General features: G+C 71.8%; 21 protein-coding genes. 8 read left to right on the forward strand and 13 right to left on the reverse strand.

Annotated features, from left to right (window positions below; all coding sequences use genetic code 11):
- The first annotated feature begins 72 nt into the window (after positions 1-72).
- A complete protein-coding gene (locus ACIQWG_RS19625; RefSeq protein ID WP_404097134.1) occupies positions 73-1,620 on the forward strand; it encodes an alpha/beta hydrolase in 1,548 nt (515 codons plus the stop codon).
- A gap of 133 nt (positions 1,621-1,753) precedes the next feature.
- Entirely contained in the window at positions 1,754-3,301 is a 1,548-nt protein-coding gene (locus tag ACIQWG_RS19630; protein ID WP_404097137.1) for an alpha/beta hydrolase, read from the forward strand.
- Positions 3,302-3,372: 71 nt separating this feature from the next.
- On the opposite strand, the gene moeZ is transcribed toward ACIQWG_RS19630, so the two are convergent.
- From moeZ to ACIQWG_RS19690, 12 genes are all read right to left on the reverse strand, one after another.
- Positions 3,373-4,551, reverse strand: a complete 1,179-nt coding sequence (gene moeZ, locus ACIQWG_RS19635) for an adenylyltransferase/sulfurtransferase MoeZ (RefSeq protein ID WP_404097139.1) — start codon at positions 4,549-4,551, stop codon at positions 3,373-3,375.
- 63 nt (positions 4,552-4,614) lie between these two features.
- Positions 4,615-5,394 (reverse strand): spherulation-specific family 4 protein, encoded by a 780-nt coding sequence (locus ACIQWG_RS19640; protein WP_404097142.1) that lies wholly within the window; start codon positions 5,392-5,394, stop codon positions 4,615-4,617.
- A complete protein-coding gene (locus ACIQWG_RS19645; RefSeq protein WP_404097145.1) occupies positions 5,382-6,392 on the reverse strand; it encodes an NAD-dependent epimerase/dehydratase family protein in 1,011 nt (336 codons plus the stop codon). The genes ACIQWG_RS19640 and ACIQWG_RS19645 overlap by 13 nt, the downstream gene beginning before the upstream one ends.
- Positions 6,393-6,612: 220 nt before the next feature.
- On the reverse strand, positions 6,613-7,824 hold the full coding sequence (locus tag ACIQWG_RS19650; protein ID WP_404097148.1) for a hypothetical protein: 1,212 nt from the start codon (positions 7,822-7,824) through the stop codon (positions 6,613-6,615).
- Positions 7,825-8,249: 425 nt separating this feature from the next.
- Entirely contained in the window at positions 8,250-10,001 is a 1,752-nt protein-coding gene (locus ACIQWG_RS19655; protein WP_404097150.1) for a DUF3492 domain-containing protein, read from the reverse strand.
- A gap of 222 nt (positions 10,002-10,223) precedes the next feature.
- Positions 10,224-11,843 (reverse strand): dipeptide ABC transporter ATP-binding protein, encoded by a 1,620-nt coding sequence (locus ACIQWG_RS19660; RefSeq protein WP_404097153.1) that lies wholly within the window; start codon positions 11,841-11,843, stop codon positions 10,224-10,226.
- Positions 11,840-12,829 carry an ABC transporter permease gene (locus ACIQWG_RS19665; RefSeq protein ID WP_404097156.1) on the reverse strand — a complete coding sequence of 330 codons (990 nt, stop codon included), beginning with the start codon at positions 12,827-12,829 and terminating at the stop codon, positions 11,840-11,842. Before ACIQWG_RS19665 ends, ACIQWG_RS19660 begins: the two co-directional genes overlap by 4 nt.
- Positions 12,826-13,833 (reverse strand): ABC transporter permease, encoded by a 1,008-nt coding sequence (locus ACIQWG_RS19670; protein ID WP_404097159.1) that lies wholly within the window; start codon positions 13,831-13,833, stop codon positions 12,826-12,828. Before ACIQWG_RS19670 ends, ACIQWG_RS19665 begins: the two co-directional genes overlap by 4 nt.
- A gap of 4 nt (positions 13,834-13,837) precedes the next feature.
- Positions 13,838-15,556, reverse strand: a complete 1,719-nt coding sequence (locus tag ACIQWG_RS19675) for an ABC transporter substrate-binding protein (protein WP_404097162.1) — start codon at positions 15,554-15,556, stop codon at positions 13,838-13,840.
- 205 nt (positions 15,557-15,761) lie between these two features.
- Positions 15,762-15,854: an Ms4533A family Cys-rich leader peptide gene (locus ACIQWG_RS19680; RefSeq protein ID WP_393516614.1), complete on the reverse strand. Its 93-nt coding sequence runs from the start codon at positions 15,852-15,854 to the stop codon at positions 15,762-15,764.
- 56 nt (positions 15,855-15,910) lie between these two features.
- A complete protein-coding gene (locus ACIQWG_RS19685; protein WP_404097166.1) occupies positions 15,911-17,473 on the reverse strand; it encodes a DUF3152 domain-containing protein in 1,563 nt (520 codons plus the stop codon).
- 8 nt (positions 17,474-17,481) lie between these two features.
- Complete coding sequence (locus ACIQWG_RS19690; protein WP_404097169.1) at positions 17,482-18,507, reverse strand: alpha/beta fold hydrolase; 1,026 nt, start codon at positions 18,505-18,507, stop codon at positions 17,482-17,484.
- Between the two features lie 274 nt (positions 18,508-18,781).
- On the opposite strand from ACIQWG_RS19690, the gene ACIQWG_RS19695 reads away from it, so the two are divergent.
- The 4 genes from ACIQWG_RS19695 (at position 18,782) to ACIQWG_RS19710 (ending at position 20,696) form a co-directional block, all read left to right on the forward strand.
- Entirely contained in the window at positions 18,782-19,006 is a 225-nt protein-coding gene (locus ACIQWG_RS19695) for a hypothetical protein (RefSeq protein ID WP_404097172.1), read from the forward strand.
- A 207-nt stretch (positions 19,007-19,213) separates the two neighbouring features.
- Positions 19,214-19,855 (forward strand): TetR/AcrR family transcriptional regulator, encoded by a 642-nt coding sequence (locus ACIQWG_RS19700; protein ID WP_031479313.1) that lies wholly within the window; start codon positions 19,214-19,216, stop codon positions 19,853-19,855.
- Positions 19,856-20,004: 149 nt separating this feature from the next.
- Positions 20,005-20,232, forward strand: coding sequence for a DUF3107 domain-containing protein (locus tag ACIQWG_RS19705; RefSeq protein WP_147993573.1), 228 nt, complete (start codon positions 20,005-20,007; stop codon positions 20,230-20,232).
- Between the two features lie 194 nt (positions 20,233-20,426).
- Positions 20,427-20,696 (forward strand): hypothetical protein, encoded by a 270-nt coding sequence (locus ACIQWG_RS19710; protein WP_404097175.1) that lies wholly within the window; start codon positions 20,427-20,429, stop codon positions 20,694-20,696.
- 80 nt (positions 20,697-20,776) lie between these two features.
- On the opposite strand, the gene ACIQWG_RS19715 is transcribed toward ACIQWG_RS19710, so the two are convergent.
- A complete protein-coding gene (locus tag ACIQWG_RS19715; RefSeq protein ID WP_404097178.1) occupies positions 20,777-21,532 on the reverse strand; it encodes a ferritin-like domain-containing protein in 756 nt (251 codons plus the stop codon).
- Positions 21,533-22,012: 480 nt separating this feature from the next.
- On the opposite strand from ACIQWG_RS19715, the gene ACIQWG_RS19720 reads away from it, so the two are divergent.
- Entirely contained in the window at positions 22,013-24,466 is a 2,454-nt protein-coding gene (locus ACIQWG_RS19720) for a DEAD/DEAH box helicase (RefSeq protein WP_404097180.1), read from the forward strand.
- Between the two features lie 154 nt (positions 24,467-24,620).
- Positions 24,621-25,499 (forward strand): alpha/beta fold hydrolase, encoded by an 879-nt coding sequence (locus ACIQWG_RS19725; protein ID WP_404097183.1) that lies wholly within the window; start codon positions 24,621-24,623, stop codon positions 25,497-25,499.
- The last annotated feature ends 55 nt before the right edge of the window (positions 25,500-25,554 follow it).

Here is a 25,554-nt window from a genome sequence, read left to right on the forward strand (position 1 = left end):
GGTGAGGCGCCGCCGTACCTCGTACGGCCCGTGCCCCGAGCGCCCCACCACGTACGACCGCAGGATGGGACCATGCCGAAGCCTCCCCGGATGCGCGCAGCCGCCCTGACCGCCCTCGCACTGCTGCTGCCGAGTCTGCTGGCCGGTTGCAGCGACGACGACTCCGGGGACGAGGACCTGACGGCCCAGGAGCTGAGCTGGAAGGACTGCCCGGCTCCCTCCCAGGCGCAGGGCGGCGGAAGCAGCCCCTCTCCGCTGCCGGACGACGGTACCTGGCAGTGCGCCACGATGAAGGCGCCCCGCGACTGGGACGACCCGAAGGGCGACACGATCGACATCGAGCTGATCCGGGTGAAGTCGAGCGGGCCGGAGAACCAGCGCATCGGCTCGCTGATCTTCAACTTCGGCGGACCCGGCGGCTCCGGCGTCACCACGCTGCCCGCCTTCGGCGAGGAGTACGAGAAGCTGCGTACCCGCTACGACCTGGTGAGCTTCGACCCGCGCGGAGTCGGTCGCAGCGAACCCGTGCTGTGCGAGAACGACCAGCAGCTCGACGCCTACTTCCAGCAGGACACCTCCCCGGACGACGCCGCCGAGCGGACGGAACTGGTGGACAGCACCACGCAGTTCAACGCGGCCTGCGAGAAGAACTCCGGCGAGATGCTGCCCCATGTGCGCACCACCGACGCGGCCCGCGACATGAACCTGATGCGCCAAGTCCTCGGTGACGACAAACTGAACTACTTCGGCATCTCCTACGGCACCGAACTGGGCGCTGTCTACGCCCACTTGTTCCCCAAGGACGTCGGCCGTGCCGTCTTCGACGCGGTGGTGGACCCGACGCAGAATCCCGAGCAGGGAGCGCTCGGTCAGGCCAAGGGCTTCCAGCGCGCGCTCGACAACTTCGCCGCCGACTGCACCTCCAAGACCGAGGAGTGCCCGCTCGGCGAGGACGCCCAGGACGTCAAGGACCGCATCGCGAAACTCTTGAAGGACCTCGACAGCAAGCCGATCGAGGGCATCTTCCCGCGCCAGCTCACGCAGTCCGCCGCGACCAACGGCATCGCGCAGGCGCTGTACTCGAAGGACTTCTGGCCCTATCTCACCGAGGGACTCGAGCAGGCCTACGACGGCAACGGCAGGACCCTGATGCTGCTGTCCGACTCCCTGAACGGGCGCAGCGAGAACGGCGAGTACAGCAACATCACCGCCGCCAACATCTCGATCAACTGCGCCGACGACAAGCCGCGGTACACCCCCGAGTACGTGCAGGGGAAGCTGCCCGAGTTCCGGTCCGCCTCGAATGTGTTCGGCGACTTCCTCGCCTGGTCCATGCTCAGTTGCACCGACTGGGCCGTGGCGGGTGCCGCCGATCATCCCGACGTCAGCGCGCCCGGCTCGGCACCGATCCTCGTCGTGGGCAATACCGGTGACCCGGCCACGCCGTACGAGGGCGCGCGGCGGATGGCTCAGGCGCTGGGCAAGGGGGTCGGCGTCGAACTGACCTACCGGGGGCAGGGACACGGCGCCTACGACAGCAAGAACAAGTGCGTGCAGGACGCGGTGAACGGCTATCTGCTGGACGGGAAGGTGCCGAAGGCAGGCACAGTGTGCTCCTGAGCTCGCGCCGCTCCTCCTGAACGTGCAGGTCAGAGAGTTATCCACAGGCTCCCACGGCTGATTTGTGATCCGCCTACTATGGCCGGACCGCCATCCGCCGCACGGAGCGGAGGGCCTGCGAGGGGGAAGCGACATGACGCGATTCGTACGGTGGTCGGCCGTGGCGGCGGCCGCCGCGCTGGTGGTGACGGGGTGCAGCGGCGGCTCGTCCGACAGCACGGAGGCCGATGACAGCCCGAGCGCCACGAGTTCATCGGGCGGCTCGGCCGACTCGTCCTCCCGACTGCCGTCCTCGCTGACCTCGCAGAAGCTCGACTGGGGCCGCTGCGAGTCCTCCGAGGACTCCCCCGAACCGGGCGACGAATGGCAGTGCGCGACGCTCAAGACACCGCTGGACTGGTCGAAACCGGCCGGCCGGACGATCGACCTCGCGATGATCCGCGCCAAGGCCACGGGCGACGACCGCATCGGCTCGCTGCTGTTCAACTTCGGCGGCCCGGGCAGCTCCGGGGTGGCCACGATGCCGTGGTACGCCACCAACACGGCCGAACTGGGCAAGCGTTACGACCTGGTGAGCTGGGACCCGCGCGGGGTGGGCGCGAGCGAGGGCGTGCGCTGTCGCGACGACAAGGAGATCCAGGCGTCCGAGTCCGTGGACATCACGCCGGACACCGCGGCCGAGGAGACCGCCTACTTCCAGGACGCGGCCGCCTTCGGTCAGGGCTGCCGGAAGTCCCAGGAGGAGCTGATCGCCCACGTGTCGACCACCGACACGGCCCGCGACATGGACCTGATGCGCCAGGTTCTCGGCGACAGCGAGATGCACTACTTCGGGATCTCCTACGGCACCGAACTCGGAGGCGTCTACGCCCACTTGTTCCCCGGGAACGTGGGGCGCGTCATCCTGGACGCGGTGGTCGACCCGAGCGCCGACGCGGAAGGGCACGCCGAGAACCAGACGAGGGGCTTCCAGCGGGCGCTGAACAACTACCTCGCGTCCACCGGGCAGAGCGCTGAAGAGGGCACGCGGAAGATCGTGGACCTGCTGAAGCGGATCGACGCGAACCCGCTGCCGGCGTCGTCCGGCCGGAAGCTCACGGAGAGCCTCGCGCTGACCGGCATCATCAGGCCGCTGTACAGCGAGGCGAGCTGGCCGACCCTGACCAGCGCCCTGGCGGCGGCCGAGGAGAGGGAAGGCTCGGAACTGCTGGCGCTGGCCGACGACTACAACGAGCGCGACCCTTCGGGGCACTACGGCACGGGGAACCACTCCCACCGGGTCATATCGTGCCTGGACGACAAGCAGCGGCCGACGGTCGAGGAGACGAAGAAGCTGCTGCCCCGGTTCGAGAAGGTCTCGCCCGTGTTCGGACCGATGCTCGGTTGGGACACCGCCGGCTGGTGCCACGACTGGCCGGTGGCCGGACAGTACGACACCCCGGAGGTCAGTGCGCCGGGTGCGGCGCCGATCCTGCTGGTCGGCAACACCGGCGACCCGGCGACGCCCTACGAGGGCACCCGGAGGATGGCGGACGAGCTGGGCAAGGGGGTCGGTATGACGCTCACCTGGAAGGGCGAGGGCCATGCCGCCTACGGGAAGGGGAGCGACTGCGTCGACTCCGCGGTGAACGCGTATCTGCTTCAGGGGACGGTGCCGAAGGACGGCAAGGTCTGCTCATGACGACGGCGGGGGCCTCGGGCACCCGTGGTGCGCGAGGCCCCCGCCGAGGGGAGGTCAGGACGAGCCGAGGCTCAGTAGACCGGCTTGTCCGGCTCGATCTGGTTGACCCAGCCGATCACGCCGCCACCGACGTGCACGGCGTCGGAGAAGCCCGCCGACTTCAGGACCGCGAGGACTTCCGCACTGCGGACACCCGTCTTGCAGTGCAAGACGATCTTCTTGTCCTGCGGGAGGCTCTCCAGGGCGGTACCCATGAGGAACTCGTTCTTCGGGACCAGACGGGCGCCGGGGATCGAGACGATCTCGTACTCGTTGATCTCGCGCACATCGATGATGTCGATGTTCTCGCCGTCGTCGATCCACTCCTTGAGCTGCTTGGGAGTGATCGTGGAGCCGGCGGCGGCCTCCTGGGCCTCCTCGGACACGACGCCGCAGAAGGCCTCGTAGTCGATGAGCTCGGTGACGGTGGGGTTCTCGCCGCAGACCGCGCAGTCCGGGTCCTTGCGGACCTTGACCTGGCGGTACTGCATCTCCAGGGCGTCGTAGATCATCAGGCGCCCGACGAGCGGCTCACCGATGCCCGCGAGCAGCTTGATGGCCTCGTTGACCTGGATGGAGCCGATGGACGCGCACAGCACGCCCAGCACGCCGCCCTCGGCGCAGGAGGGGACCATGCCCGGCGGCGGGGGCTCGGGGTACAGGCAGCGGTAGCAGGGACCGTGCTCGGACCAGAAGACGGAGGCCTGGCCGTCGAAGCGGTAGATCGAGCCCCAGACGTACGGCTTGTTCAGCAGCACGCAGGCGTCGTTGACCAGGTAGCGGGTCGCGAAGTTGTCCGTGCCGTCGACGATCAGGTCGTACTGGCTGAAGATGTCCATCACGTTGTCGGCCTCGAGCCGCTCCTCGTGAAGGATCACGTTCACGTACGGGTTGATGCCCTTGACGCTGTCGCGGGCGGACTCGGCCTTGGAGCGGCCGATGTCGGACTGGCTGTGGATGATCTGGCGCTGAAGGTTCGACTCGTCGACCTCGTCGAACTCCACGATGCCGAGCGTGCCGACGCCCGCGGCGGCCAGATACATCAGCGCCGGCGAGCCCAGGCCGCCTGCGCCCACACAGAGCACCTTGGCGTTCTTCAGCCGCTTCTGCCCGTCCATCCCGACATCGGGGATGATCAGGTGGCGGGAGTACCTGCGAACCTCGTCTACGGTGAGCTCGGCAGCCGGCTCGACCAGGGGTGGCAGCGACACGGGGACTCCGTTGGTCGGTCGATCACTACATTTGTTCTCCTGGTAACAGTGCCATGGCCTTTTTCATTCCGAGACACCTGTTCCGATCCGCGAGACAATTTCGTCCCAGTAGCCGGGCATGGTCTCCCAGGGGTCGGCTCGGCCGCCGCGGTCCGTGTGGTCGGTGAACCAGATCGTCGCGGCACCCTGCCAGCGGGCGATGCGCAGCGCCTCGTCGAGGTGGCCGAGGGGCACGCCGTGGACGAAGTGGCAGAAGCGGTCGGGCGGATAGTCGGCCGTCCACTCCGCGACCTGCGACCAGCGGTAGTCGCTCCAGGGACCGGAGAAGGTGACGAGCTGGTCGCCGCACTCGACGTAGCGAGGGTGCGGGTGGGCGCCGTGGCCGAGGACGATGTGGGCCTTGTCACGCAGGGCCCGGAGTGCGCCGACGGTGCGCTGGACCTCCGGCAGGGAGGTGCCGTCGGTCGGGCAGCGGTCGAGGAGGAACCCGTCGACGCGGTACCAGTCGAGGTAGCGCTGCGCCTTGGAGACCAGGTCGCCGTAGACGCGCGCTCCGTAGGGCGTGCCGAGGTGGATCCTGTCGAGCGGTGCCGCGTCGAGGCTGCCGAGGACGCGGATTCCCGCGTTGCGCAGCCGGCCGGCCGCTTCGAGGCAGTGGGGATCGGGGAGGGTGCCGGGGCCGTCGGCGACATTGAGCGCGACCCAGTGCAGCGGGGTGCCGGGGCGCGTGAGTCCGCCCCATTCGGTGGGGGCGAGGAGGGGGTGGGCATAGCCGGGGACACCGAGGCCGGTGCGCAGGTCGGTGCTCGACGTGGTGGGTGTGGTGCCGGTCAGATACGGCATGCCGCCTCCATCCAGATGTCCCCGAGCGACTCCTCGAGGTTGATCCGGGGCCGCCAGCCGAGACGGTCGCGTGCGGTGCGCACATCGGCCTGCTGCCAGCTGCCGCAGCCGTCCGGGTAGGCGACGGGTGCGGCGTGCGCCGCGTGGGTGGCGTGGACCGCGTGGGTCGCCGCGTGGATGGCGTGGGTCGCGTGGTCGGGGTCCGTGCGCGGGTGGCCGATGGAGGGCCGCAACGGGCCGGGCGGGCCGTCGAGTTCGTGCAGGGCTCCGCCGTAGCCGGCCACCCGGGCGAGCACGGCGGCGGCGTCGCGCAGTCGGACGGCGCGGCCGGAGCCGATGTTGATGACGCCCTGGGCCGCGGAGAGCGAGGCGGCGTGGACGGCGCGGGCCACGTCGCGGACGTCGATGAAGTCGCGTTGGGCGCCGAGCCCGGTGAGTTTGAGCTCGCCGTCGCCCGACTGCATGGCGCGGCGCATGGCCTCGGCGAGGCGGCCCAGGGGGGAGCCGGCAGGCGTGCCGGGACCCGCGGGTGAGAAGACGCGCAGGACCACGGCGTCCAGGCCGGAACCCAGGACCAGTTCGGTGGCGGCGAGTTTGCTGACGCCGTACGGGCCGCCGGGGCGGGGGACGGCGTCCTCGGCCGTTGAGGAGCCGGGCTGACTCGGGCCGTACTCGGCACCGCAGCCGATCTGGACGAGTCGGGCGCCGCATCCGCTGCGGCGCAGGGCCTCACAGACGGTGGCGACGGCGACGGTGTTGTGGCGGGTCAGTTCGCGGGCGCCGCCCCTGGTGGCGCCGGCGCAGTTGATGACCACGCCGGGGTGGACCGCGTCGAGGAAGCGGGTCAGGGCACCGGGGCTGCCGGAGGCGAGGTCGAAGCGGACGTCGGCGTCGTCGCCCCGGCCCAGTGCGGTGAGTTGGACCGCGGGGTCGGCCAGGAGGCGGTCGGCTACGAAGCGGCCCAGGTAGCCGTTGGCTCCGATCAGCAGGACTCTCATCGGGCGGCTCCCGTTGCCGAGGGCAGGTCGGGTCGGGAGGTGATCATTTGGGGGTCTCCTTCGAGGGCTTCAGACAGGAGGTTCTCGACTGGTTCGTGGGGGTGTGCAGAGTGCATGTCTGCGACGGCCCGCGTGGGTGAGTGGGGGTGCGGGTGGGGCCTGCGGGTGCGTCCTGGGCCGGGGCCGGACGCGGCTGCGGGGCGGTGGGGGTCTTGACGCCTCACCACGGTTGGTCCTGTGGGGTGTGGGCCGACGCTCTCGTCAGCGTGCGCATGGCGTGCAGCAGGAGCGTCAGGGCGCCCGCGCCACAGGCGAGTGTGGGAATCGCCGCCGGGCCCCCTGCGTCGATCAGGGCCTGGACGGGGGTCGCCAGCCAGGCGCAGCCGGGGAGGCGGGCGGCGAAGAGGGCGGACAGGGCCGTCGCCTCGGCCGAGGCTGCCGCGGTGAGGACGAGGGCGGGGGCGTGGGTGAAGCCGTGGGTGGTCAGGAGGCGGGCGAGGAACAGGAGGGCGCCCAGGGTGAGGGTCTGGGGGTAGGCGCCGGGCTCGTCGAGCGTGCCGGTGGTCAGGGCGAGCAGGGCCGTCAGGGCGGCCAGGTAGAGGGCGAGGGTGCCCAGGAGGAGGGGCTTCGCGGAGGTGGCGAAGTCCTTCAGTGCCCGGCTGGCGGAGAGTTTGTGACGGGCGCCCGCTGCGAGGAGGTGGGCACACCAGGCCGCGGGGGCGCAGGAGAGGGCGAGGGCCAGGACCGGGACGGCCGTGAGCGGCCAGGGGCCGTCGGCGGTGCCGTCCGGGAGGACGTCCGGGCCTCCGTCGACGGCCGCCTGGAGGAGGCCGTCGCCGAGGAGGGCGTAGGCGAGGAGCCAGCAGATCCGGGTGGCGGTCGGGCGGAGGCCGGGCCGGCCGGCGAGGGGTCCTCGGTTCAGGGCCACGCGCAGGGCGAGGGTGACGACGAGGGCTCCGACGACGGCCGCGATCAGGCGGGGCCGGCCGTGGGTGAGGTGCAGGCCCGCCACGGCCGCCGCGCAGGCCGCGCCGGGCAGGAGGGTGAGGACCGTCCAGCCGGCGCGGGCGCGCAACGGAGGCAGGGGCGGCGGGGCGGGGGGTGTTTCGCCGTCCCGGGAGGTGCGGGCGTACATCTCCTCCGCGAGGGAGAAGACGTCCCGGTGCAGGAAGCGTGCCGCCGTGCGGTCGGTGACGCCGTGCGCCTCCAGGCCGGCCGCGATCTCCAGCGGGTCCACGGCGCGTTCGCACAGCTCGCGGTGGCGGTGCATCAGGGCCTTCACGGGGTCGGCGCCGGTGCGACGAGGGGGGTTCGGCCGGGAGGCCGCGGTCGGCTCCTCGACGGACCTGGCGGCCGATGCCTCGGCTCGTGCGGCCGTGTCCGAGGGTGGGCCCGCATCGACCCGCGTGTGCGTTCCGCCGGTCCTGTCCATCCCGTCCGGGACAGTCACACCCGCTCGCGGGTCGGCGTCGGCCCACGTGCCTGTGTCGCCCCTTGCGGAGACGCCCACCGGCCCGTCAGCGTCGGCCCACGCATCCGTCTCGTCTCGCGCCACCAGACCAACTCGCACACCGTCGCCGACCGACGCGTCCGACTCAGCGGGCGCGCCCGCGTCACGGCCGGCCCCGGGGGCCCTCGGGACCCTCCCCGCACGCTCGGAACTGTCCACCCACGCCCCCGTATCAGCCGTCAGCCACTCCTCGGACCGTTCGTCCCATGCCCCCGGGCTCGAAGGTGCCCCAGGGCGGTCCGGTCCCCCCTGGGTCCCGGCGCTCGACCGAACTCCAGGGCGGTCCGGTCCCCCCTGGCTCCCGGCGCCCGACCGAACTCCAGGACGCCCCACTCCCCCTGTCCCAGTCACCGCGCCGCCTCCGTCGCCGTCGCCGTCGCCGGAGCGATCGCAGCCGCTGTCTCACTCACCGGCAGTGCCGTGCCACGAACAGGCGCTCCCGGCGCGCGCGGCGGCCCTCCGCGTGCCACCAGGCGGGCCGGTCGTTCGGTCCAGCGGCCGGGGACGTGGGCCTCGGCCGGGACGGCGAAGGGCAGGGGGTCGCCGGACTCGTCGAGGACGACTCGGCGGACCGGGGTGCGCGAGACGATCTCCAGGTAAATGCCGTGAAATGCTGCGATGTTCTGCTCGACGGTGAACAGTTCGAGCGCACGCGCGCGTGCCGCCGCGCCCAGGCGCTCACGGCGCTCGGGGTCGCGCAGCAGCGCGACGCACGCCTCCGCGAGCGCGCGCGGGTTGCGTGGCGGTACGACGAGACCGGTACCGCCGATGACCTCCACCACCGCTCCGACGTCGGTGGACACCGTCGCGCGCCCGCAGAACATGGCCTCGACCAGGCCGATGGGGAAGCCTTCGACGACGCTGGACAGAACCGTCACGGCGCCCGAGGCGTACGCGTCGGCGAGGGTCGGGAGCTCGGGGCCGCCGACCTCCTCGAAGGAGACCGGGTTGTCGCCGACCCGGTGCGGGCTCTCCGCCTCGTCGGGGAAGAGCTGCGCGGCGAGCGCCTTGCAGTGCCCGAGGTAGGCGGCGCCCTCGGGACCCGAGGGCGCCCCGACGATCCGCAGGCGCGTCTTCGGCTCCTCCTTGCGGACCTCGGCGAAGGCGTGCAGCAACGACACCAGGTCCTTGGCGGGTTCGACCCGGCCGACCCAGACCAGCGCGTCCGGGTCCACGCACTCCGGGCTCTCACCGACCTCCGCGAAGCGGGCGGCGTCCATGCCGGGGTAGACCGTGCGGAGCTTCTCGCGGTCGGCGCCGCAACGCTCCTGCCAGCGCCGGGCGTGGCCGTTGCCGGGGGTGACGAGGGCTGCCCTGGCGTAGCTCTCGGCGGCGAGCCTGCCGTGGAAGGCGGCGAGCAGGGAGCGCGCGGCGGGCGAGGCGTCGGGGGCGGCCAGGTAGTGCGTGCGGAGCCGGACGCCGTACTCGGTCAGCACCAGCGGTACGCCGTGGAAGTGGCGGGTGAGCAGGGCGGGCAGGGCGGCGGGGCCGCCGGAGGTGGCGTGGCACAGGTCGGCCGAGCCCAGGCCGTCGTCCTCGTACCAGTCGAGCGAGAGGGGGCGCAGGGCGCGTTCCAGGTGGGCCGCCACAGTGAGCAGATCGGGTACGCGGGCCTCGCGAGCCGTGCGCTGGGCGCCCCGCGCACGGCAGGCGCGCTCCAGGGCGCGTACGGCCGCCTCGGAGCGGAGCGCTCCCACCAACCCGCCTTCCTCGCGGGCGAGTTCGGCGAGCCCGTACAGCCCGTTGGCGAAACGGTCCGCCTCAGTGGCGGACGCCTCCTCGGCGCCGTCCGAAGTCTCTCGGGCGCCGCCCGTGCAGAGCGCGGCGACCAACTCGCCGTAGCAGTCGGCGAACCGCCGGCGCGCGCGACGCCCGTACACCACTCCGTCGTCCTCGGCCGACCAGAGCGGCGCCGTGCGTACGCGGCTGACCTGCGGCGGCAGTGGGACCCAGCCCTCGTCCTCCTGGCGCTCGCTGCGGCTGAGCGCGTAGATGTCGAACTCGTGCTGTTCCAGCCCGCGCACGAGCCGGTCGCACCAGAGCCTGGCCTCACCGCTCACATACGGATAGCCACCCTCCGCAATCAGTCCTATACGCACGAGTACACCCCCGATCTCCCTTGAGGGGAGCCGCCGTTCCCCCGGCGGCTCGCAGCGGGACGAACGTATGCGGACAAGGCGGTGGCGCGACGGACGGTTGTCCATCGCGCCACCAAAAGGGGTGAACGGTCGTAACTTTCCCGTGCGGGTCGCGTTCCGTCGCGCTAGGAGATCAAACGCGCACGGATCGTCACACCTGAACTGCGCGGACGGGCCGGACGGTCACACGACGGCCAACTCCCGTCGCGCCGCCCGCCGCTGGGCCGCGGCCCTCGGATCGAGTGCGGGCACGGCGGCCAGGAGCTGTTTGGTGTACGGATCCTGCGGGTTGTCGTACACCTCGTCGGCGGGCCCCGACTCGACGATCCGCCCGCCGCGCATCACCGCGACCCGGTCGCTGACCTGCCGTACGACGGCCAGGTCGTGGGCGACGAAGACGAGCGCGAGCCCCAGCTCCCGCCGCAACTCGGCGAGCAGGGCGACGACCTGGGCCTGGGTGGTGACGTCGAGCGCGGAGACGGGTTCGTCGCAGACGATGACGCGCGGGTCGGCCGCGAGCGCCCGTGCGATGCCCACACGCTGGCGCTGACCGCCGCTGAACTCGTGCGGGTAGCGGTCGTAGTGCGCCGCTTCGAGCCCCACGCGCTCCAGCAGTTCCCGCACCCGCCCCTGGATGCGCCCCTCGTCGGACTCGCCCCTGGCGCGCAGCGGGTCGGCGATCGACTCCCCCACGGTGCGGCGCGGGTTGAGGGAGGAGACGGGGTCCTGGAAGACCATCTGCACCGCCGGACGCACGCCCACGCGCGCGTGCCCGTCGTGGCGGACCTCGCCCGCGGTCGGCTCCAGCAGCCCGACCAGCATCCGTCCGAGCGTCGTCTTGCCGCTGCCGCTCTCGCCGACGACACCGAGGGTCTCGCCCCGGCGGAGCGTGAGCGACACGTCGTCGACGGCCGTGAAGGCTCGCCGGCCGCGCCCGAACTCCCGCTTGAGGCCCTTCGCCTCCAGGACGACTTCCCCGGAGACCTCCTCGGCCGGCCGCGACACGTCCACGCGCGGAACGGCGGCGAGCAACTCCTGGGTGTACGCCCGCGAGGGCGCCCCCAGGACGGCATCGACCGGGCCACGCTCGACCGCCTTGCCGTGCCGCATCACCAGCACCTCGTCGGCGCTCTCGGCGGCGACCCCGACGTCGTGCGTGACCAGCAGCAGCCCCATACCGGTCTCCTCGCGCAGCGTGTGCAGCAGGTCGAGGATCTGGGCCTGGACGGTCACGTCGAGCGCGGTCGTCGGCTCGTCGGCGATCAGCAGCTCGGGCTCGCAGGCCAGCGCCATGGCGATGAGGGCGCGCTGGCGCATACCGCCGCTGAACTCGTGCGGCCGGGACCGGGACCGCCGTACCGCGTCCGGGATGCCGACGCGCGCCAGCACCTCCACGGCACGCGCGCGTGCGGCTCGTCGGGAGGCACGCGTGTGCACGCGGTACACCTCGGCGATCTGGTCGCCTATGGCGTAGTAGGGGTCCAGGGACGACAACGGGTCCTGGAAGACCATGGCCGCCCTGCCGCCGCGCAGCCGCCGCAGTTCGTCGTCGGACGCCTTCTGTACGTCGACACCCGCGACGTCGATCGAGCCGCCGACCCGCGCGCCCGTGCCGTGGTGCAGCCCGAGCAGGGCGGAGGCGACCGTGGACTTGCCGGAGCCGGACTCGCCCACCAGCGCGAGGGCGGCGCCGCGCTCCAGCCGGAAGGTGAGGCCGTCGACGGCGCGCAGGTCACCGAAGTCGACCGTCAGGTCGCTCACTTCGACGAGCCCGCGCGCGGGAGCCTTCTCGATGTCGCTCATGCCAGTACCACCCGTCGGTCGGCCACCGCGTACAGCACGTCCGCGACGGCGTTGGCGACGACCACGATGAACCCGATGACCAGGACCATGCCGACGACGACCGGAAGGTCGACCACCTTGACGGCGTGGACCAGTTCCTGCCCGATGCCGGGCAGGCCGAAGAGCGTCTCGGTGAGCACGGCGCCGCCCACCGCGCCGCCGAAGTTGTTGGCGTTGAGCGCGATGACCGGCGCGAGGGCCCCGCGCAGCGCGTGCCGCCCGATGACGGACCGCTCGCCGACGCCGTAGGCCCGGAAGGTGCGGATGTGGTCCTCGGCCAGCGTCTCCAGCATCGACGCCCTGGTCAGCCGGGCGAAGGCGGCGGCCTCGATCAGGGCGAGCGAGAGCCAGGGCAGCAGCAGGTTCCACGCCCACTGTTCGGGGTCGTCGGTGAAGGCGACGTACTGCGGGAACGGCAGCAGTCGCAGCTGACCGCAGACGACGATCATCAGGACCAGGCCGATGACGAAGACCGGTGTGGCGACGCCGGCGAGCGTGACGCCGGTCAGCAGCCGCTCGGTGAGACGGCCGCGTCGCCATGCGGACAGCACGCCGGTGCCGACCCCGAGGACCAGCCAGAGCACCATGGCGCCGAACACGAGCGACAGACTGACCGGCAGCTTTGCCAGGATCAGCGCGGTGACCTGCTGGTCGCTCTGGTACGACAGCCCGAGGCAGGGCGCCGAGCAGTGCTGCACGGACGTGCCCGTCGAGTAGTCCTGGCCGGCGACCAGGCCCTGGAGAAAGTCCCAGTAGCGCGCGTACAGCGGGTCGTTCAGGTGCAGTTGCTCGGCGACCTGCTGCACCTGGGCGGGTGAGCAGCGCGGGCCGCAGGTGATCTGGGCGACGTTGCCGGGGGTGACGTAGAAGACGACGTAGACGATCACCGAGATGGCGAACAGGGTGACGACGGCTCCGAGAACGCGGCGCAGGAGGAAGCCGCTCATGCCTTGGCCTCCCTCTTGCGGCCGGTGCCGATCCGCAGCCGGGACGCCGCGCGCGGGTCCAGCGCCGTGCGCACGCCGTCGCCGAGGACGGTGAGGGCGAGGACGGTCACGAAGAGCGCGCCCGCGGGCAGCAGCAGATACTGCGGGGCGGCCTGGTACCAGACGTCGGCGGCGGTGAGCATCTGTCCCCAGGACGGCGTCGGGGGCTTCACGCCGACGCCCAGGAAGGACAGGGCGGCCTCGACGGTGATGTTGACCGGGACGAGCAGCGCCGCGTAGGTGATGACGGGTGCGGCGATGCCGGGCAGCAGTTCGCGGCGGGCGATGCGCCAGGTGCCCCAGCCGCTGAGCCGGGCGGCGGCGACGTAGTCGAGCCCTCTGAGGGTGAGCGTCTGGGCGCGCACGATCTTGGCGATGTTGCCCCACGCGATCAGCCCGATGACGAGGGCGACGAGCACGGGCCGCGGAAAACTCGACGGCACGATCGCGAGCAAAGCCAACGCCATGATCATCAACGGCATCGCCACGATGACATCCGTGAACCGGCTGAGCACCTGGTCGACCCAGCGGCTGCCGAGCGCCGACGCGACGCCCACGACGACGCCGATGGTGACCTGGACGACGGTCGCGGCCAGCGCGACCCCGAGGGAGACCCGGGCGCCGTACACCAGCCGCGCGAACAGGTCCCGCCCGGTCTGCGGTTCGACGCCGAGCCAGTGGTCGGCGCTCACTCCGCCGAACGAGCCGATGGGCACGCCCCCGCGCGCGGAGTCGACCAGGGACGGGTGGTAGGTGGTCGGGTCCTGGCCCTCGATCGCGGTGAGCAGGGGTGCGGCGAGCGCGACCAGGACGAGCAGCGCGACGACGGCCGCCGCGACGAGTGCGGCGCGCTGCGTCCGCAGCCGCCGCCAGAACTGACGGGCCCCCGAGGCTCCCGGAGCGACGGACACCCCGGGAACCTCGGTCGCCTCGCTCGCCTCCGCGGCGAGAACTGCCTCACTCACGGCGCTACTTCACCGCGACCTGGGAGATGTCCAGCACGCCGGTCCAGTCGCTGATCACGACGTTCTTGACGTCCTCGCCGTACAGCCGCTTGTAGACGGGGTGGAACAGCGGCACGGTCAGCGCCCGCTCGCCGATCCTCTTGTCCAGCGCTCCCCACCGCGCGGCGGCGGCGTCGAGATCGGTCAGCTTGTTGATCGCGTCGATCTCGGCGTTGACGGACTTGTCGTCGAGCAGGCCGGTGTTGAAGTTCGCGCCGTCCTCGACGATCTGCCGGCCGTCGAAGATCGGGGCGAGGAAGGGGCCGCCGGAGGGCCAGTCGGCACCCCAGTGGGCGAGGAAGAAGCCGGGCTCGGTCTGCACGTCGTGGATCTTGTCGGAGTAGTCGTTCTCCTCCAGACCCTGGAGCTCGACGGTGATGCCGGCCTTCTTGAGCGCGTCCTGGATCGCGGTCGCGATCTCGGGGCTGGTCTCGAAGTCCTTGGCGTTGGAGTGGGTGAGGGTGACGGTGAGCCCCTTCGCGTACCCGGCCTCCTTCAGCAGCTCCTTGGCCTTCGCCGGGTCACCGGCCTTCCCCGCCGGGAAGTGGTCGTACGCCGTGTGGCCGAAGGACTTCTGGTCCGGCAGGAAGGTGGTGGCGGGCTCGGCCAGCGCGGAGCCGCCGGCGGCGTTGACGACCGACGACCGGTCGATGGCGTACGAGATCGCCTGGCGCACCTTGATGTCGTCGAACGGCTTGACCCTCGGATTGAAGGCGATGTAGTTGGTGTAGCCGAAGTGACCGGTACCGACGCGCGCGGCCAGGTCCTTGTCACCGGTCACCTTGGCCAGCTCGGCCGGGCCGAGGTTGGTGTCGGTGGTGACCGCGGCGGCGTCCACACCCTGGGACGCGGACAGCCGCTGGTTGATCACGGACGAGTCGAGCCCGGACCGTACGTCGATCTTGTCCGGATAGGCCTTGCGCTCGGCGTCCGTCGAGGCGGACCAGTGGGTGTTGCGCTCCAGGACGAGCCGCTCGCCGTCGTTGTCGTTCGTGACGACCTTGTACGGCCCCGACGAGACCGGGTGCTGCTCGTACTTCGTGCCGGTGTCCTTGGCCTTCGGCACCGGCGTGAACTGCGTCTGCGTGGCGAGGTACGGGAACTCGCCCTCCGGCTTGTTCAGATGGAAGACGATGGTCCGCGCATCCGGCGTCTCGATCGCCGACAGGCCCTTGTCGTCCTTGTACGGCCCCTGGTAGTCGGCGGCCCCGACCAGCCAGTCCCTCAAGTACGGTGCGCCGCCGGACAGTTCCGGCGCGAACGAGCGCTCGATGCCGTACTTGATGTCGGCCGTGGTAATCGGCGTGCCGTCCTCGTACTTCAGGCCCTCCTTGAGGGTGTACGTCCACACGGTCGCATCCTTGTTGGGACGCCCGGTGTCGGTGGCGAGGTCGGGGACGACCTTCGCGCCGGCCTCGCCGTTCTCGCGGTTGCGGGTGGTGAGGGTGCGGAAGACCAGCGAGGGAACGTTTCCGCCGCCGGAGGTGTACAGCCGGGCGGGGTCGAAGTCCTGCTGGGGATTGGAGTTCAGGACGGTGAGCGTGCCGCCCTTGTGGGGCGTCGAGTCGCCGCCGGCGCTCTTGGCATCGTTGTCCTCGGGCCCGCAGGCGACGGCGCCCGCTGCCACGACCAGGCTGACGGTTACCGCGGCCACGCGGCGCGCTGTGAGGGACGGTTGACGCATCGGAGACGACCTCTCGGATTGATGGATCTCGCCGGTCATATCGAATGGCGAGACAGAGTGACGCGGAGTGAGACAGAAGTGAGCAGACGTCTGCCCCGGCGTCGGACCGTCGGGTCGTCAGGCACCCGCGAGCACACCACAGGACACAGGAGTCACGTGATCACGGGAGGGAAAGAGATCGCGACGCGCACGCCAGGGGCGAGCGTCAGCGACAGTGAATGTCGGCCACGCACAGAGCGGTCACGCCGATGAGCGCCAGCTCGATGGCGGCGCGAGAGGAGGCGTGACGGGACGACATGTGCAGAAATATGGATGATCTCGCTGCACATGTCAATGTGACGTATGAGTCACCCGTCAACTCCCGGGGAACGCCCAGGCGTTGGGCCGGCAGTGGATCCCGTCATGGTCGAGGAACTTGGTCTGCTGCTGCATGACCGGGGCAAGCTCGCCGTCCTTGTCACAGGTGACGTGCCCGAATCCGAGCCGGTGACCGACCTCGTGATTGATCAGCATCTGCCGGTACTCGTACATCCGGTCGCCGAAGGTCTTCGCCCCCTGCGCCCAGCGGTACGCGTTGATCATCACGCGCTCGGTGGCGGCGGAGTCGCACGAGACGTTGTCGACGGTGGTGTCCAGATCGGACTTGGCGCACCACTCGGCCGTCGTGCCGGGACTGGCCAGCGTGATCACGAAGTCGGGCTTGCCGGTGTACACGCGCTCGAAGGTACGGGCGCCGTTGTGGGCCCAGCTGCGGTCGTCGTTGAGCGTCTTCTGCACGGCCTGCGCGAAGAGCTCACCGTCCAGTCCGAGCCCCTGCTCCACATCCACGCGGTAGGTGAACTTCTGCCCCTTGCCGGGCGCCTTGTCGATCCCCTTGACCGCGTCGAACTTCCCCGAGCCCTTGAGGGTCGCGCTCAGCGGAAACGTCGCCGCCATCTTCTGGGCGTACGTCAGCGGTGCCGCGGCCGGCCCACCGGACGGCGTCGGCCGCCCGTCCCCGCGGGTGGCCGAGTCCCGGTCGTCCCGCGCCTGATCGCCGGCGGACTGCGAGCGTACGTCGCTGTCGTCCCGCCCCTTGGCGACCTGACCGGCGACGACCACGGCCAGCACGGTGACGACGGCGGCCGCGGCGATACCGGTGAAGGCCCGGCCCTTGCCGCCTTGCGCCGTGACGGGCTCACCGGTCGGCGGGGCGTCCTCGTCGTCGGCGTCGGTGCCGGTCCTGGTGTCCCAGTCGGTGACGGAGCCGTACGGGTCGGCGGCGTGCGCGGTCTCGGCGACACGGGGCGCGAAGACGTCGACGTCCTCCTCGAAGGCGTCGACGTAGTCCTGCCGGGGCCCTTCGGACCGGGGTGCCTGCCGGGGGCGCGGCAGGGGGACGCCGGTCGCGGGCGGGGCGCCGTATGTGACGCCGGTCCGGCCCCTCAACTCACCCCAGCCACCACCCGGTTCACGCTGCTCGGGGTGGGTGCCGCGGACTCGGGGAGTGCCGTGGGCGGGAGTGCCGTCGGGGAGCCGGGGAAAGCCGTGCGCGGGAGTGCCGTCGGGCAGCCTCGGTATGCCGTGCGCGGGAGTGCCGTCAGCGAGCCTCGGGAAGCCCTGCGCGGGCGTGCCGTCCGGCAGCGTCGGGAAACCGTGCGGGGGCGTCCCGTCGGGATAGCCCCGCCCCTCGTACGGCGCCGGACCGGCTGTCCGGCGTCCACCGGGCTGCGGCCGGCCACCCTGGCCCGGCCCGGGCCCCGGTGCCGTACCCGGTCGGGCGCCCGGCACCCTGCTCGGCCCGGATCCCGGGCCCGGCGCGGAGGGCCCCCGCTGGGCCGGGCCCGGCTCGGGCTGTGGCCCCCGGGAGCCCTGTCGGGCGGTCGGGTCCGCGGTGTCGCGCTTGGCGGCCGGTCCGCGGCGGCTGTGGCGTCCCACGTCGCGCCTCAGCTCCCAGCGTTCTCGGTCACGGCCCCGGCGCCGGTGACGCCGGACCGGCCGCTCTGCGGCTCCAGCGCCTCCCCGGCGTCCACGCAGAGCTCATCGAACGCGCGGGCGACGATCTCGGGGTACTCCATCATCGCCACGTGTCCGGCCTCCGGCAGGGTCAGCAGTCGGGAGTCGCGGAAGCTGCGCGCGGCCTTCCGGCACATGCGGTAGCCGACGAGCTGGTCCCGGCCGCCGTAGATGAGCAGCGTCGGCGCCAGCACGCGCTCCGCCTGGCGCCACAGCGCGTGCTGGCCGCCCAGCGTGTAGGCGTTGACCAGCCCGCGCGCGGAACGCGTCAAGGCGTCCCAGAAGTACGGCAGCTGGAGTCGCCGCTCCATCTCCTCGACCGCGTTGCTGAAGCCCTCCGGCGTCACCCGGCCGGGGTCGCCGTAGCACAGGTGCATCACGCCGCGGACGCGCTGCTCGGCCGTCCAGCCTCTGCTGAAGCGGGTGAAGAGCGCGGTCGCCCCGGGCACGGCGAGCAGGCCGGTGGGTACGGCGGTGCGCTGGACGCGGAGCTCCGGCAGTGCGGGCGAGATGAGGGTGAGCGTTCGGACGAGGTCCGGGCGCACGGCCGCGACGCGTGTGGTGACCGCTCCGCCGAGCGAGTTACCGAAGAGGTGGACCGGGCCGCGGTCGGAGGCGTCGAGATAGCGGATCACCGCGCGTGCGTGCGCGGTGATCGAGTAGTTGCCGTCGTCCGGCGGTGGCGAGTCGCCGAAGCCCGGCAGGTCGACGGCCTCGCCGTCGACCTGGTCCTCGAGCTGTTGCATCAGCGCGGACCAGTTCTGTGAGGAACCGCCGAGTCCATGGACGTAGAGCGCGGGCGGCAGGCCCTCGCGCGCGGGTGGTCTCGATCGCACCGACAGCGTGATCCCCGGCAGTCCGACCGAACGCAGCCGCTCACCCTCGGCGACCCTGACGGTCGCCACCTTGGGGAGCACGCTGGCGGCCGGCGCGGATGGGAGCTCGGTCGAAGACATGCGGCAATGTTACGAGACGATCACGCAGTGGTTCATGTGTTCGCCGTCACAAGTGGGCACGTACATGGCAGCCGCCGACTCGGGAAACCGGCCGACGCGCCACCCGCACAGAGGCCACCCGGGACACGCCCGAATCGCCCACGGATCCCCCGCGGATCGCATAGCGTCCGGAACCGGTGTCTCCTAGGCTCGTACGCAGGGCACCCGGATGTGGACCCCTGTCTCACCCAGGGATGTCGTCCCCCCGGGGACGTTTCTAGGAAGGGAGCCCGCCATGGCCGTCGATCCGACCGACCCCGATACGTTCGTGGCCGAGGAGAGCGACGAGCCGGAGGACCTCGACGTCGAGGCACCCCCGGCCGACGCGGCCGAGCAGCACGCCGACGTAAGGTCCGACCAGGACGATCCGCTGACCGGCGTGGACCCGGGCCGGGCGAACGAGGCCGATCTGATCGAGCAGGCACGCGTCGTCTCCATCGACGAGGACGACTACCGGTGACGCGGGCGCACGCGTGAGGCTGTTGAGCAGGAAAGAGCCGGAAAGAAGGCTTCTCCTGCCCATTCCATCCAGGTTTCAAACCTTCTGCGCGACTTTCGTCACCGTCCGGTCCGTGAAATTCTGCGCTCGCACCGCGCACACCAGGGTTACCGAAAAGTACGATGGCGACGCGGCGCACACCGCATGTGGACGACATTGGGAGGCGGCGTGACAGCCATCGAGCAGACAGAGGCGGCACGCCCGCGGGGCACTCGCCTGCCACGCCGTGCCCGACGGAACCAGCTTCTGGGCGCGGCCCAGGAGGTCTTCGTCGCGCAGGGCTACCACGCTGCCGCGATGGACGACATCGCCGAGCGCGCCGGCGTCAGCAAGCCGGTGCTCTACCAGCACTTCCCGGGCAAGCTCGACCTCTATCTCGCGCTGCTGGACCAGCACTGCGAGTCCCTGATCCAGGCCGTACGCAACGCGCTCGCGTCGACGACCGACAACAAGCAGCGCGTACGGGCGACGATGGACGCGTACTTCGCGTACGTCGAGGACGACGGCGGCGCCTTCCGCCTGGTCTTCGAGTCCGACCTGACGAACGAGCCGGCCGTGCGCGAGCGCGTCGACAAGGTCACCAACGAGTGCGCCGAGGCGATCTGCGACGTCATCGCCGAGGACACCGGCCTCTCGCGCGCGGAGTCGATGCTGCTCGCCTCCGGCCTCGGCGGTCTCGCCCAGGTCGTGGCCCGCTCCTGGCTGCACAGCGACCGCAGCGTCCCGCGCGACCAGGCGGTGCAGCTGCTGACGTCCCTGGCGTGGCGCGGTATCGCCGGCTTCCCGCTGCACGGCAGCGAGCACCACTGACGCGGGGCCCGTCCCGGGGCGTCTGTTCCCGTCCGCTGTTCGCTGTTGGCGTTCTTGGGCGGAGGGTGTACGTCCCCTCACCGGGCTAATGTGTGCAGGGTACGGCGCGGAAGGTCGCGCACTTCACTGACCGTCGGAGGGACAAAGGCGTGGAGGTCAAGATCGGCGTGCAGCACGCGCCCCGCGAGATCGTTCTGGAGAGCGGTCAGAGTGCCGAAGAAGTCGAGCGGGCGGTGTCCGAGGCGCTGGCCGGAAAGACGCAGCTGCTGAGCCTCGTGGACGAGCACGGCCGCAAGGTCCTGGTCCCGGCCGACCGACTGGCCTACGTGGAACTCGGCGAGCCGGCTCCGCGCAAGGTGGGCTTCGGCGCGCTGTAGAAGCCGCCAGCGGAGTGGGCGTATCGCCCGCACAGGTATGACGGGAGGGCCCGGCGACACTGTCGCCGGGCCCTCCCGTCGTCCGCACGGACGGCGCACCGGCCGGTCACAGGGGAGGATTGCATTCCGCAGGTCAGGGGTATGACGGGCTACGACCGTTTCGAGCAGGTCGGCCATGTGGGAGGGACCCCAACATGCTCTTGGAAGCGCTCAGCTCCGCGATCCTCGGCCTGGCCCTGGCATGGGCCGCCGCAACCCGCCTGCCGCACCGCCTGCCCACCCGCTCGCTGGTGCTGCCGACGGGTGTCGCCGGAGCGCTCTTCGGCGCCTTCATCACGCACACCGCGCTCGACTTCGGCAACCTGTTCGTGATCCTCGTCGGCGCGGCGATCTTCTCGGCCGCCTCTCTCTCCCTGCTGGTACGCCCCGCGGGAAGACTGCGCCGGCACTCGGCGACCGCGTAGACCCCGAGGACCGGCCGCCGGAACCGTGACGCCGGCGGCCACCCCCATGGGCTGGGGTCAGGGGTGCGGGGCGAGCGGCCCTAGGCCGCCAGCCCCAGCGCAGCCATCCGCTTGGTGTGCGCCTCGGTGATCCGCGAGAACATCTTCCCGACCTCGGCAAGATCGAAGCCGTCCGCGACGCCCCCGACCAGCATCGTGGACAGCGCGTCCCGGTCGGCGACCACTCGCTGGGACTGGGACAGCGCCTCGCCCATCAGCCGCCGGGCCCACAGGGCCAGCCGCCCGCCGACCCGCGGATCGGCGTCGATGGCGGCCCGCACCTTCTCCACGGCGAACGAAGCGTGCCCGGTGTCGTCCAGCACGGCGAGCACCAGCCCGCGCGTGTCCGAATCGAGCCGAGCCGCGACCTCCCGGTAGAAGTCACTGGCGATCGAGTCACCGACGTACGCCTTGACGAGGCCCTCCAGCCAGTCCGACGGCGCGGTCTGCTTGTGGAAGCCGTCCAGCGCGGCGACGAACGGCTCCATCGCCTCCGTCGGCTCGGCGCCGATCTCGGTCAGCCGGTCCCGCAGCTTCTCGTAGTGGTGGAACTCCGCCGACGCCATCTTCGCCAGCTCCGCCTTGTCCGCCAGGGTCGGCGCCAGCTTGGCGTCCTCGGCCAGCCGCTCGAACGCCGCCAGCTCGCCATAGGCCAGCGCGCCGAGCAGGTCGACGACAGCGGCCCGGTACTGCGGATCGGCGGCGGCCCGCGCCCAGTCCTGGGCGGCGACCCCGGTCTGTTCGACGGTGGAGTCGGCGGTGCCGGAGGCGTCAGGGGTGTTGTCAGGCGTCGTCATGAAGCGCACAATAGCCCGCTTGGGAAGCCACGGAAGTCCCTGGTCAATCACTGTGACGACGACTACGTGACCAATTCGGCCATCGCATGTGCGCGTTTCCGGGGTATGGTGGTAATGCGCCCGCTGAGCACTCTGACGTACTCGACGGGCCGCACGTTATGAGGATGCCCGGTCGGTGGCCCGATCGGCTCCGACCCGACAGCCCTCCCCGGACGTACGGCACTCTGCGTACGACGACCGGAGGGACACCCTCAGCGGTACGAGCGCTAGAGCGTCGGCAGTGGTCCCGTGCCCTACGGCCATCCCGTAAGGCAGCCGACGTCCCCGGCACGGTCCGTCAAGACCCCCGCGCTCGCCTCGCACCGCGTACACAGAAGAGGCAGCACCCTGACTACGACTTTCCGAGAGCTCGGAATCCTTCCCGAGACCGCCGAGGCCCTTGAAGCCGTCGGCATCATCAATCCCTTCCCCATCCAGGAGATGACCCTCCCCGTCGCCCTCTCCGGCACGGACGTCATCGGCCAGGCCAAGACCGGCACCGGCAAGACGCTGGGCTTCGGCCTCCCCCTTCTGGAGCGCGTCACCGTCCCCGCGGACGTGGAGGCCGGCCGCGCCCAGCCCGAGGCCCTCACCGACGCCCCGCAGGCGCTCGTCGTCGTCCCCACCCGCGAGCTGTGCACGCAGGTGACGAACGACCTGCTCACCGCGGGCAAGGTGCGTAACGTACGCGTCCTCGCGATCTACGGCGGCCGGGCCTACGAGCCCCAGGTCGAGGCCCTGAAGAAGGGCGTCGACGTGATCGTCGGCACCCCGGGCCGACTGCTGGACCTCGCGGGCCAGAAGAAGCTCAACCTCAAGCACATCAAGGCGCTCGTCCTCGACGAGGCCGACGAGATGCTCGACCTGGGCTTCCTGCCCGACGTCGAGAAGATCATCAACATGCTGCCGGCCAGGCGCCAGACCATGCTGTTCTCGGCGACCATGCCGGGCGCGGTCATCGGCCTCGCGCGCCGTTACATGTCGCAGCCCACCCACATCCGCGCCACCGCGCCGGACGACGCGGGCGCCACCGTCGCGAACACCTCGCAGCACGTGTTCCGCGCGCACAACATGGACAAGCCCGAGATGGTCGCGCGCATACTTCAGGCCGACGGCCGGGGACTGGCCATGGTCTTCTGCCGCACGAAGCGCACCGCGGCCGACCTCGCCGACCAGCTCAAGCAGCGCGGCTTCGCGGCCGGCGCGGTCCACGGCGACCTCGGCCAGGGCGCCCGCGAGCAGGCCCTGCGCGCCTTCCGCAACGGCAAGGTGGACGTCCTCGTCTGCACCGACGTCGCCGCCCGCGGTATCGACGTCGAGGGCGTGACGCACGTCATCAACTACCAGTCGCCGGAAGAGGAGAAGACGTACCTGCACCGCATCGGCCGCACCGGCCGCGCGGGCGCCAAGGGCATCGCGATCACCCTCGTCGACTGGGACGACATCCCGCGCTGGCAGCTGATCAACAAGGCGCTGGAGCTGAACTTCAACGACCCGCCGGAGACGTACTCCACGTCCCCGCACCTCTTCGAGGAACTGAACATCCCCGCGGGCACCAAGGGCATCCTGCCCCGCTCGGAGCGCACCCGCGCCGGGCTGGACGCGGAGCAGCTGGAGGACCTCGGCGAGACCGGCGGACGCGGTGCGCGCGGACGCGGTGGCCGGGGCGGCCGGGACGAGTCCCGTTCGTCCTCCCCGGACCGTGAGCCCTCGGCGCGTACGCCGCGTCGCCGCCGCCGTACGCGCGGCGGAACCCCGCTGGACGGCACGCAGGCCCCGGCCGGTTCCGTGACCGCGCAGGAGACCGCCGAGGCCACCCCGGCCGAGTCCGGCTCGGCACCGCGCACCCCGCGTCGCCGTCGCCGCACCCGCAACGGAGCAGCGGCGGAGAACCCGGCCGTGACGCAGGTCGCCGAGGAGGCCGCGGAGGCCGCCGTCACGACGGCGGAGGGCCCGGCCCTGGACGCCCCCGAGGAGACCACGGCCAAGCCGCGCCGCCGCCGCACCCGCAAGTCGGCTGAGCCGGCCGCGACTGAGGCCGCCGCCCAGGCGACCGAGAGCCCCGCCCTGCCGCAGGCCGCGGAGCCCGAGGAGACCCCGGAGGCGACGGAGACCAAGCCGCGCCGCCGCACCCGCAAGGCAGCCGCCACGGCGGAGACCGCCGTGGACACGGCCGAAGCCACCGAGGCCAAGCCCAAGGCCCGCCGCACCCGCAAGACCGCGGCGACCGACGAGGCCGCCGAGGTGACCGAGGCCGCCGAGCCCAAGCCCGCGGCTCGCCGCACCCGCAAGGCAACCGCCGCCGCCGAAGCCGTTGTCGACACGGCCGAAGCCACCGAGGCCAAGCCCAAGGCCCGCCGCACCCGCAAGACCGCGGCGGCAGCCGAGGCCGCCGAGGTGACCGAGGCCGCCGGCATCCCGGCCCAGACGGCCCAGGAGCCGGAGGCCGCCGAGGCCAAGCCGAAGGCGCGCCGCACCCGCAAGGCGACGGCCACCGCGGAGTCCGCTGTGGACACGGCCGAGGCAGTGGAGGCCAAGCCGCGCCGGACGCGCAAGGCCGCCGTGGCGATGGCCGAGCCGGAGGCCGCCGAGACCAAGCCGCGCCGTACCCGCAAGGCGACGGCGGCGGCCGAGACCGCCGTCGACACGGCGGAGGCCACCGAGGCCAAGCCCAAGGCCCGCCGCACCCGCAAGACCGCGGCGACCGGCGAGGCCGCTGACATCCCGGCCCAGGCCACGCAGGAACCGACGGCCACCGAGGCACCCGCCCCGCGTCGCCGGACCCGCAAGGCCGCCGCGGCGACGGTGGAGGCCGCCGACGGCACGGCCGAGGCCAAGCCCAAGGCCCGCCGCACCCGCAAGGCCACGGCCACCGCGGAGCCGACGGAGGGCTGATCTCCCGTACGACGGCCCGGTCCCGCTGCACGCGGGGCCGGGCCGTCGGCGTTTTTGGCCCGAGACACCCCCGGCCCGTCCGGCCTTCGGGGACAAGGCCCGTTCAGGCCGCCGGCCCGGACCCCCACGGCACGGCACCGGTTACCCTCCCCCCGTGACCACCCAACCCGCCTTCACCCCGCCCCCGAACGCCCGCGCCTACCCCCTCCACACCTCGCGCGGCGCCTTCGCCGTCGTCGACCACCCGGCCACCCCGGGCGTCGAACCCCGAGGCACGGCCCTGCTGCTCCCCGGATTCACGGGCAGCAAGGAGGACTTCACGCTGATGCACGAGCCGCTGGCGGACCGCGGCTACCGCACCGTCGCCGTGGACGGACGCGGACAGCACGAGTCGGACGGGCCGGAGGACGACGAATCCGCGTACGCGCGCGGCGAGTTGGCCAGGGACGTACTCGCCCAGGCGGCGGCCGTCGGCGACGCTCCCGTCCACCTCCTCGGTCACTCCCTGGGCGGCCAGATCTCCCGCGCGGCCGTCCTCCTCGACCACACGCCGTTCCGGTCACTCACCCTCATGTCATCGGGCCCGGCCCAGATCTCCGACTCCCAGCAGCAGCGGGTGAAGCTTCTGCGGGACGCCCTCGCGGCGATGACCATGACGGAGACCTGGGAGGCGATCCTCGCGATGGGACCGCCGGAGGAGGTCGGCGGGCCGGCCCGCGGCATCGGCGGGGAGGATCTGTTGCGCCGCCGCTGGCTCGGCACGAAGCCGGCCCAACTCATCGCCACCGGACGTCAGTTGTGCACGGAACCGGACCGGGTCGACGAACTCGCCGCCCTCCCGCTGCCGTTCCACGTGCTCTCGGGTGCCAGCGACGACACCTGGCCGGTCCCGGTCCTCGACGAGATGGCCGACCGCCTGAAGGCGCGCCGCACGATCATCCCCGGCGCCGAGCACTCCCCCAACGCCGATCAGCCCCTGCGCACCGCCCAGGCGGTCGCCGACTTCTGGGACGGCGTGCGGGCGGACGCCTAGGGCCTGTCGTTTGGATCATGCCGGCGTCGCGGGGCCTGGCACGCACATCTGCCGC

Origin of the sequence: Streptomyces sp. NPDC098781, assembly GCF_044759995.1 — a bacterium.
Taxonomy (GTDB): Bacteria; Actinomycetota; Actinomycetes; order Streptomycetales; family Streptomycetaceae; genus Streptomyces.

What these genes read in the sequence shown, in the direction of transcription:
- ACIQWG_RS19690 (WP_404097169.1), bottom strand. Translation starts at nt 18,507, where the DNA reads ATGTCTTCGACCGAGCTCCCATCCGCGCCGGCCGCCAGCGTGCTCCCC.
- ACIQWG_RS19625 (WP_404097134.1), top strand. Translation starts at nt 73, where the DNA reads ATGCCGAAGCCTCCCCGGATGCGCGCAGCCGCCCTGACCGCCCTCGCA.
- ACIQWG_RS19695 (WP_404097172.1), top strand. Translation starts at nt 18,782, where the DNA reads ATGGCCGTCGATCCGACCGACCCCGATACGTTCGTGGCCGAGGAGAGC.
- ACIQWG_RS19715 (WP_404097178.1), bottom strand. Translation starts at nt 21,532, where the DNA reads ATGACGACGCCTGACAACACCCCTGACGCCTCCGGCACCGCCGACTCC.
- ACIQWG_RS19645 (WP_404097145.1), bottom strand. Translation starts at nt 6,392, where the DNA reads ATGAGAGTCCTGCTGATCGGAGCCAACGGCTACCTGGGCCGCTTCGTA.
- ACIQWG_RS19675 (WP_404097162.1), bottom strand. Translation starts at nt 15,556, where the DNA reads ATGCGTCAACCGTCCCTCACAGCGCGCCGCGTGGCCGCGGTAACCGTC.
- ACIQWG_RS19660 (WP_404097153.1), bottom strand. Translation starts at nt 11,843, where the DNA reads ATGAGCGACATCGAGAAGGCTCCCGCGCGCGGGCTCGTCGAAGTGAGC.
- ACIQWG_RS19680 (WP_393516614.1), bottom strand. Translation starts at nt 15,854, where the DNA reads ATGTCGTCCCGTCACGCCTCCTCTCGCGCCGCCATCGAGCTGGCGCTC.
- ACIQWG_RS19630 (WP_404097137.1), top strand. Translation starts at nt 1,754, where the DNA reads ATGACGCGATTCGTACGGTGGTCGGCCGTGGCGGCGGCCGCCGCGCTG.
- ACIQWG_RS19650 (WP_404097148.1), bottom strand. Translation starts at nt 7,824, where the DNA reads ATGGACAGGACCGGCGGAACGCACACGCGGGTCGATGCGGGCCCACCC.
- ACIQWG_RS19640 (WP_404097142.1), bottom strand. Translation starts at nt 5,394, where the DNA reads ATGCCGTATCTGACCGGCACCACACCCACCACGTCGAGCACCGACCTG.
- ACIQWG_RS19720 (WP_404097180.1), top strand. Translation starts at nt 22,013, where the DNA reads ATGACCCTCCCCGTCGCCCTCTCCGGCACGGACGTCATCGGCCAGGCC.
- ACIQWG_RS19710 (WP_404097175.1), top strand. Translation starts at nt 20,427, where the DNA reads ATGCTCTTGGAAGCGCTCAGCTCCGCGATCCTCGGCCTGGCCCTGGCA.
- ACIQWG_RS19665 (WP_404097156.1), bottom strand. Translation starts at nt 12,829, where the DNA reads ATGAGCGGCTTCCTCCTGCGCCGCGTTCTCGGAGCCGTCGTCACCCTG.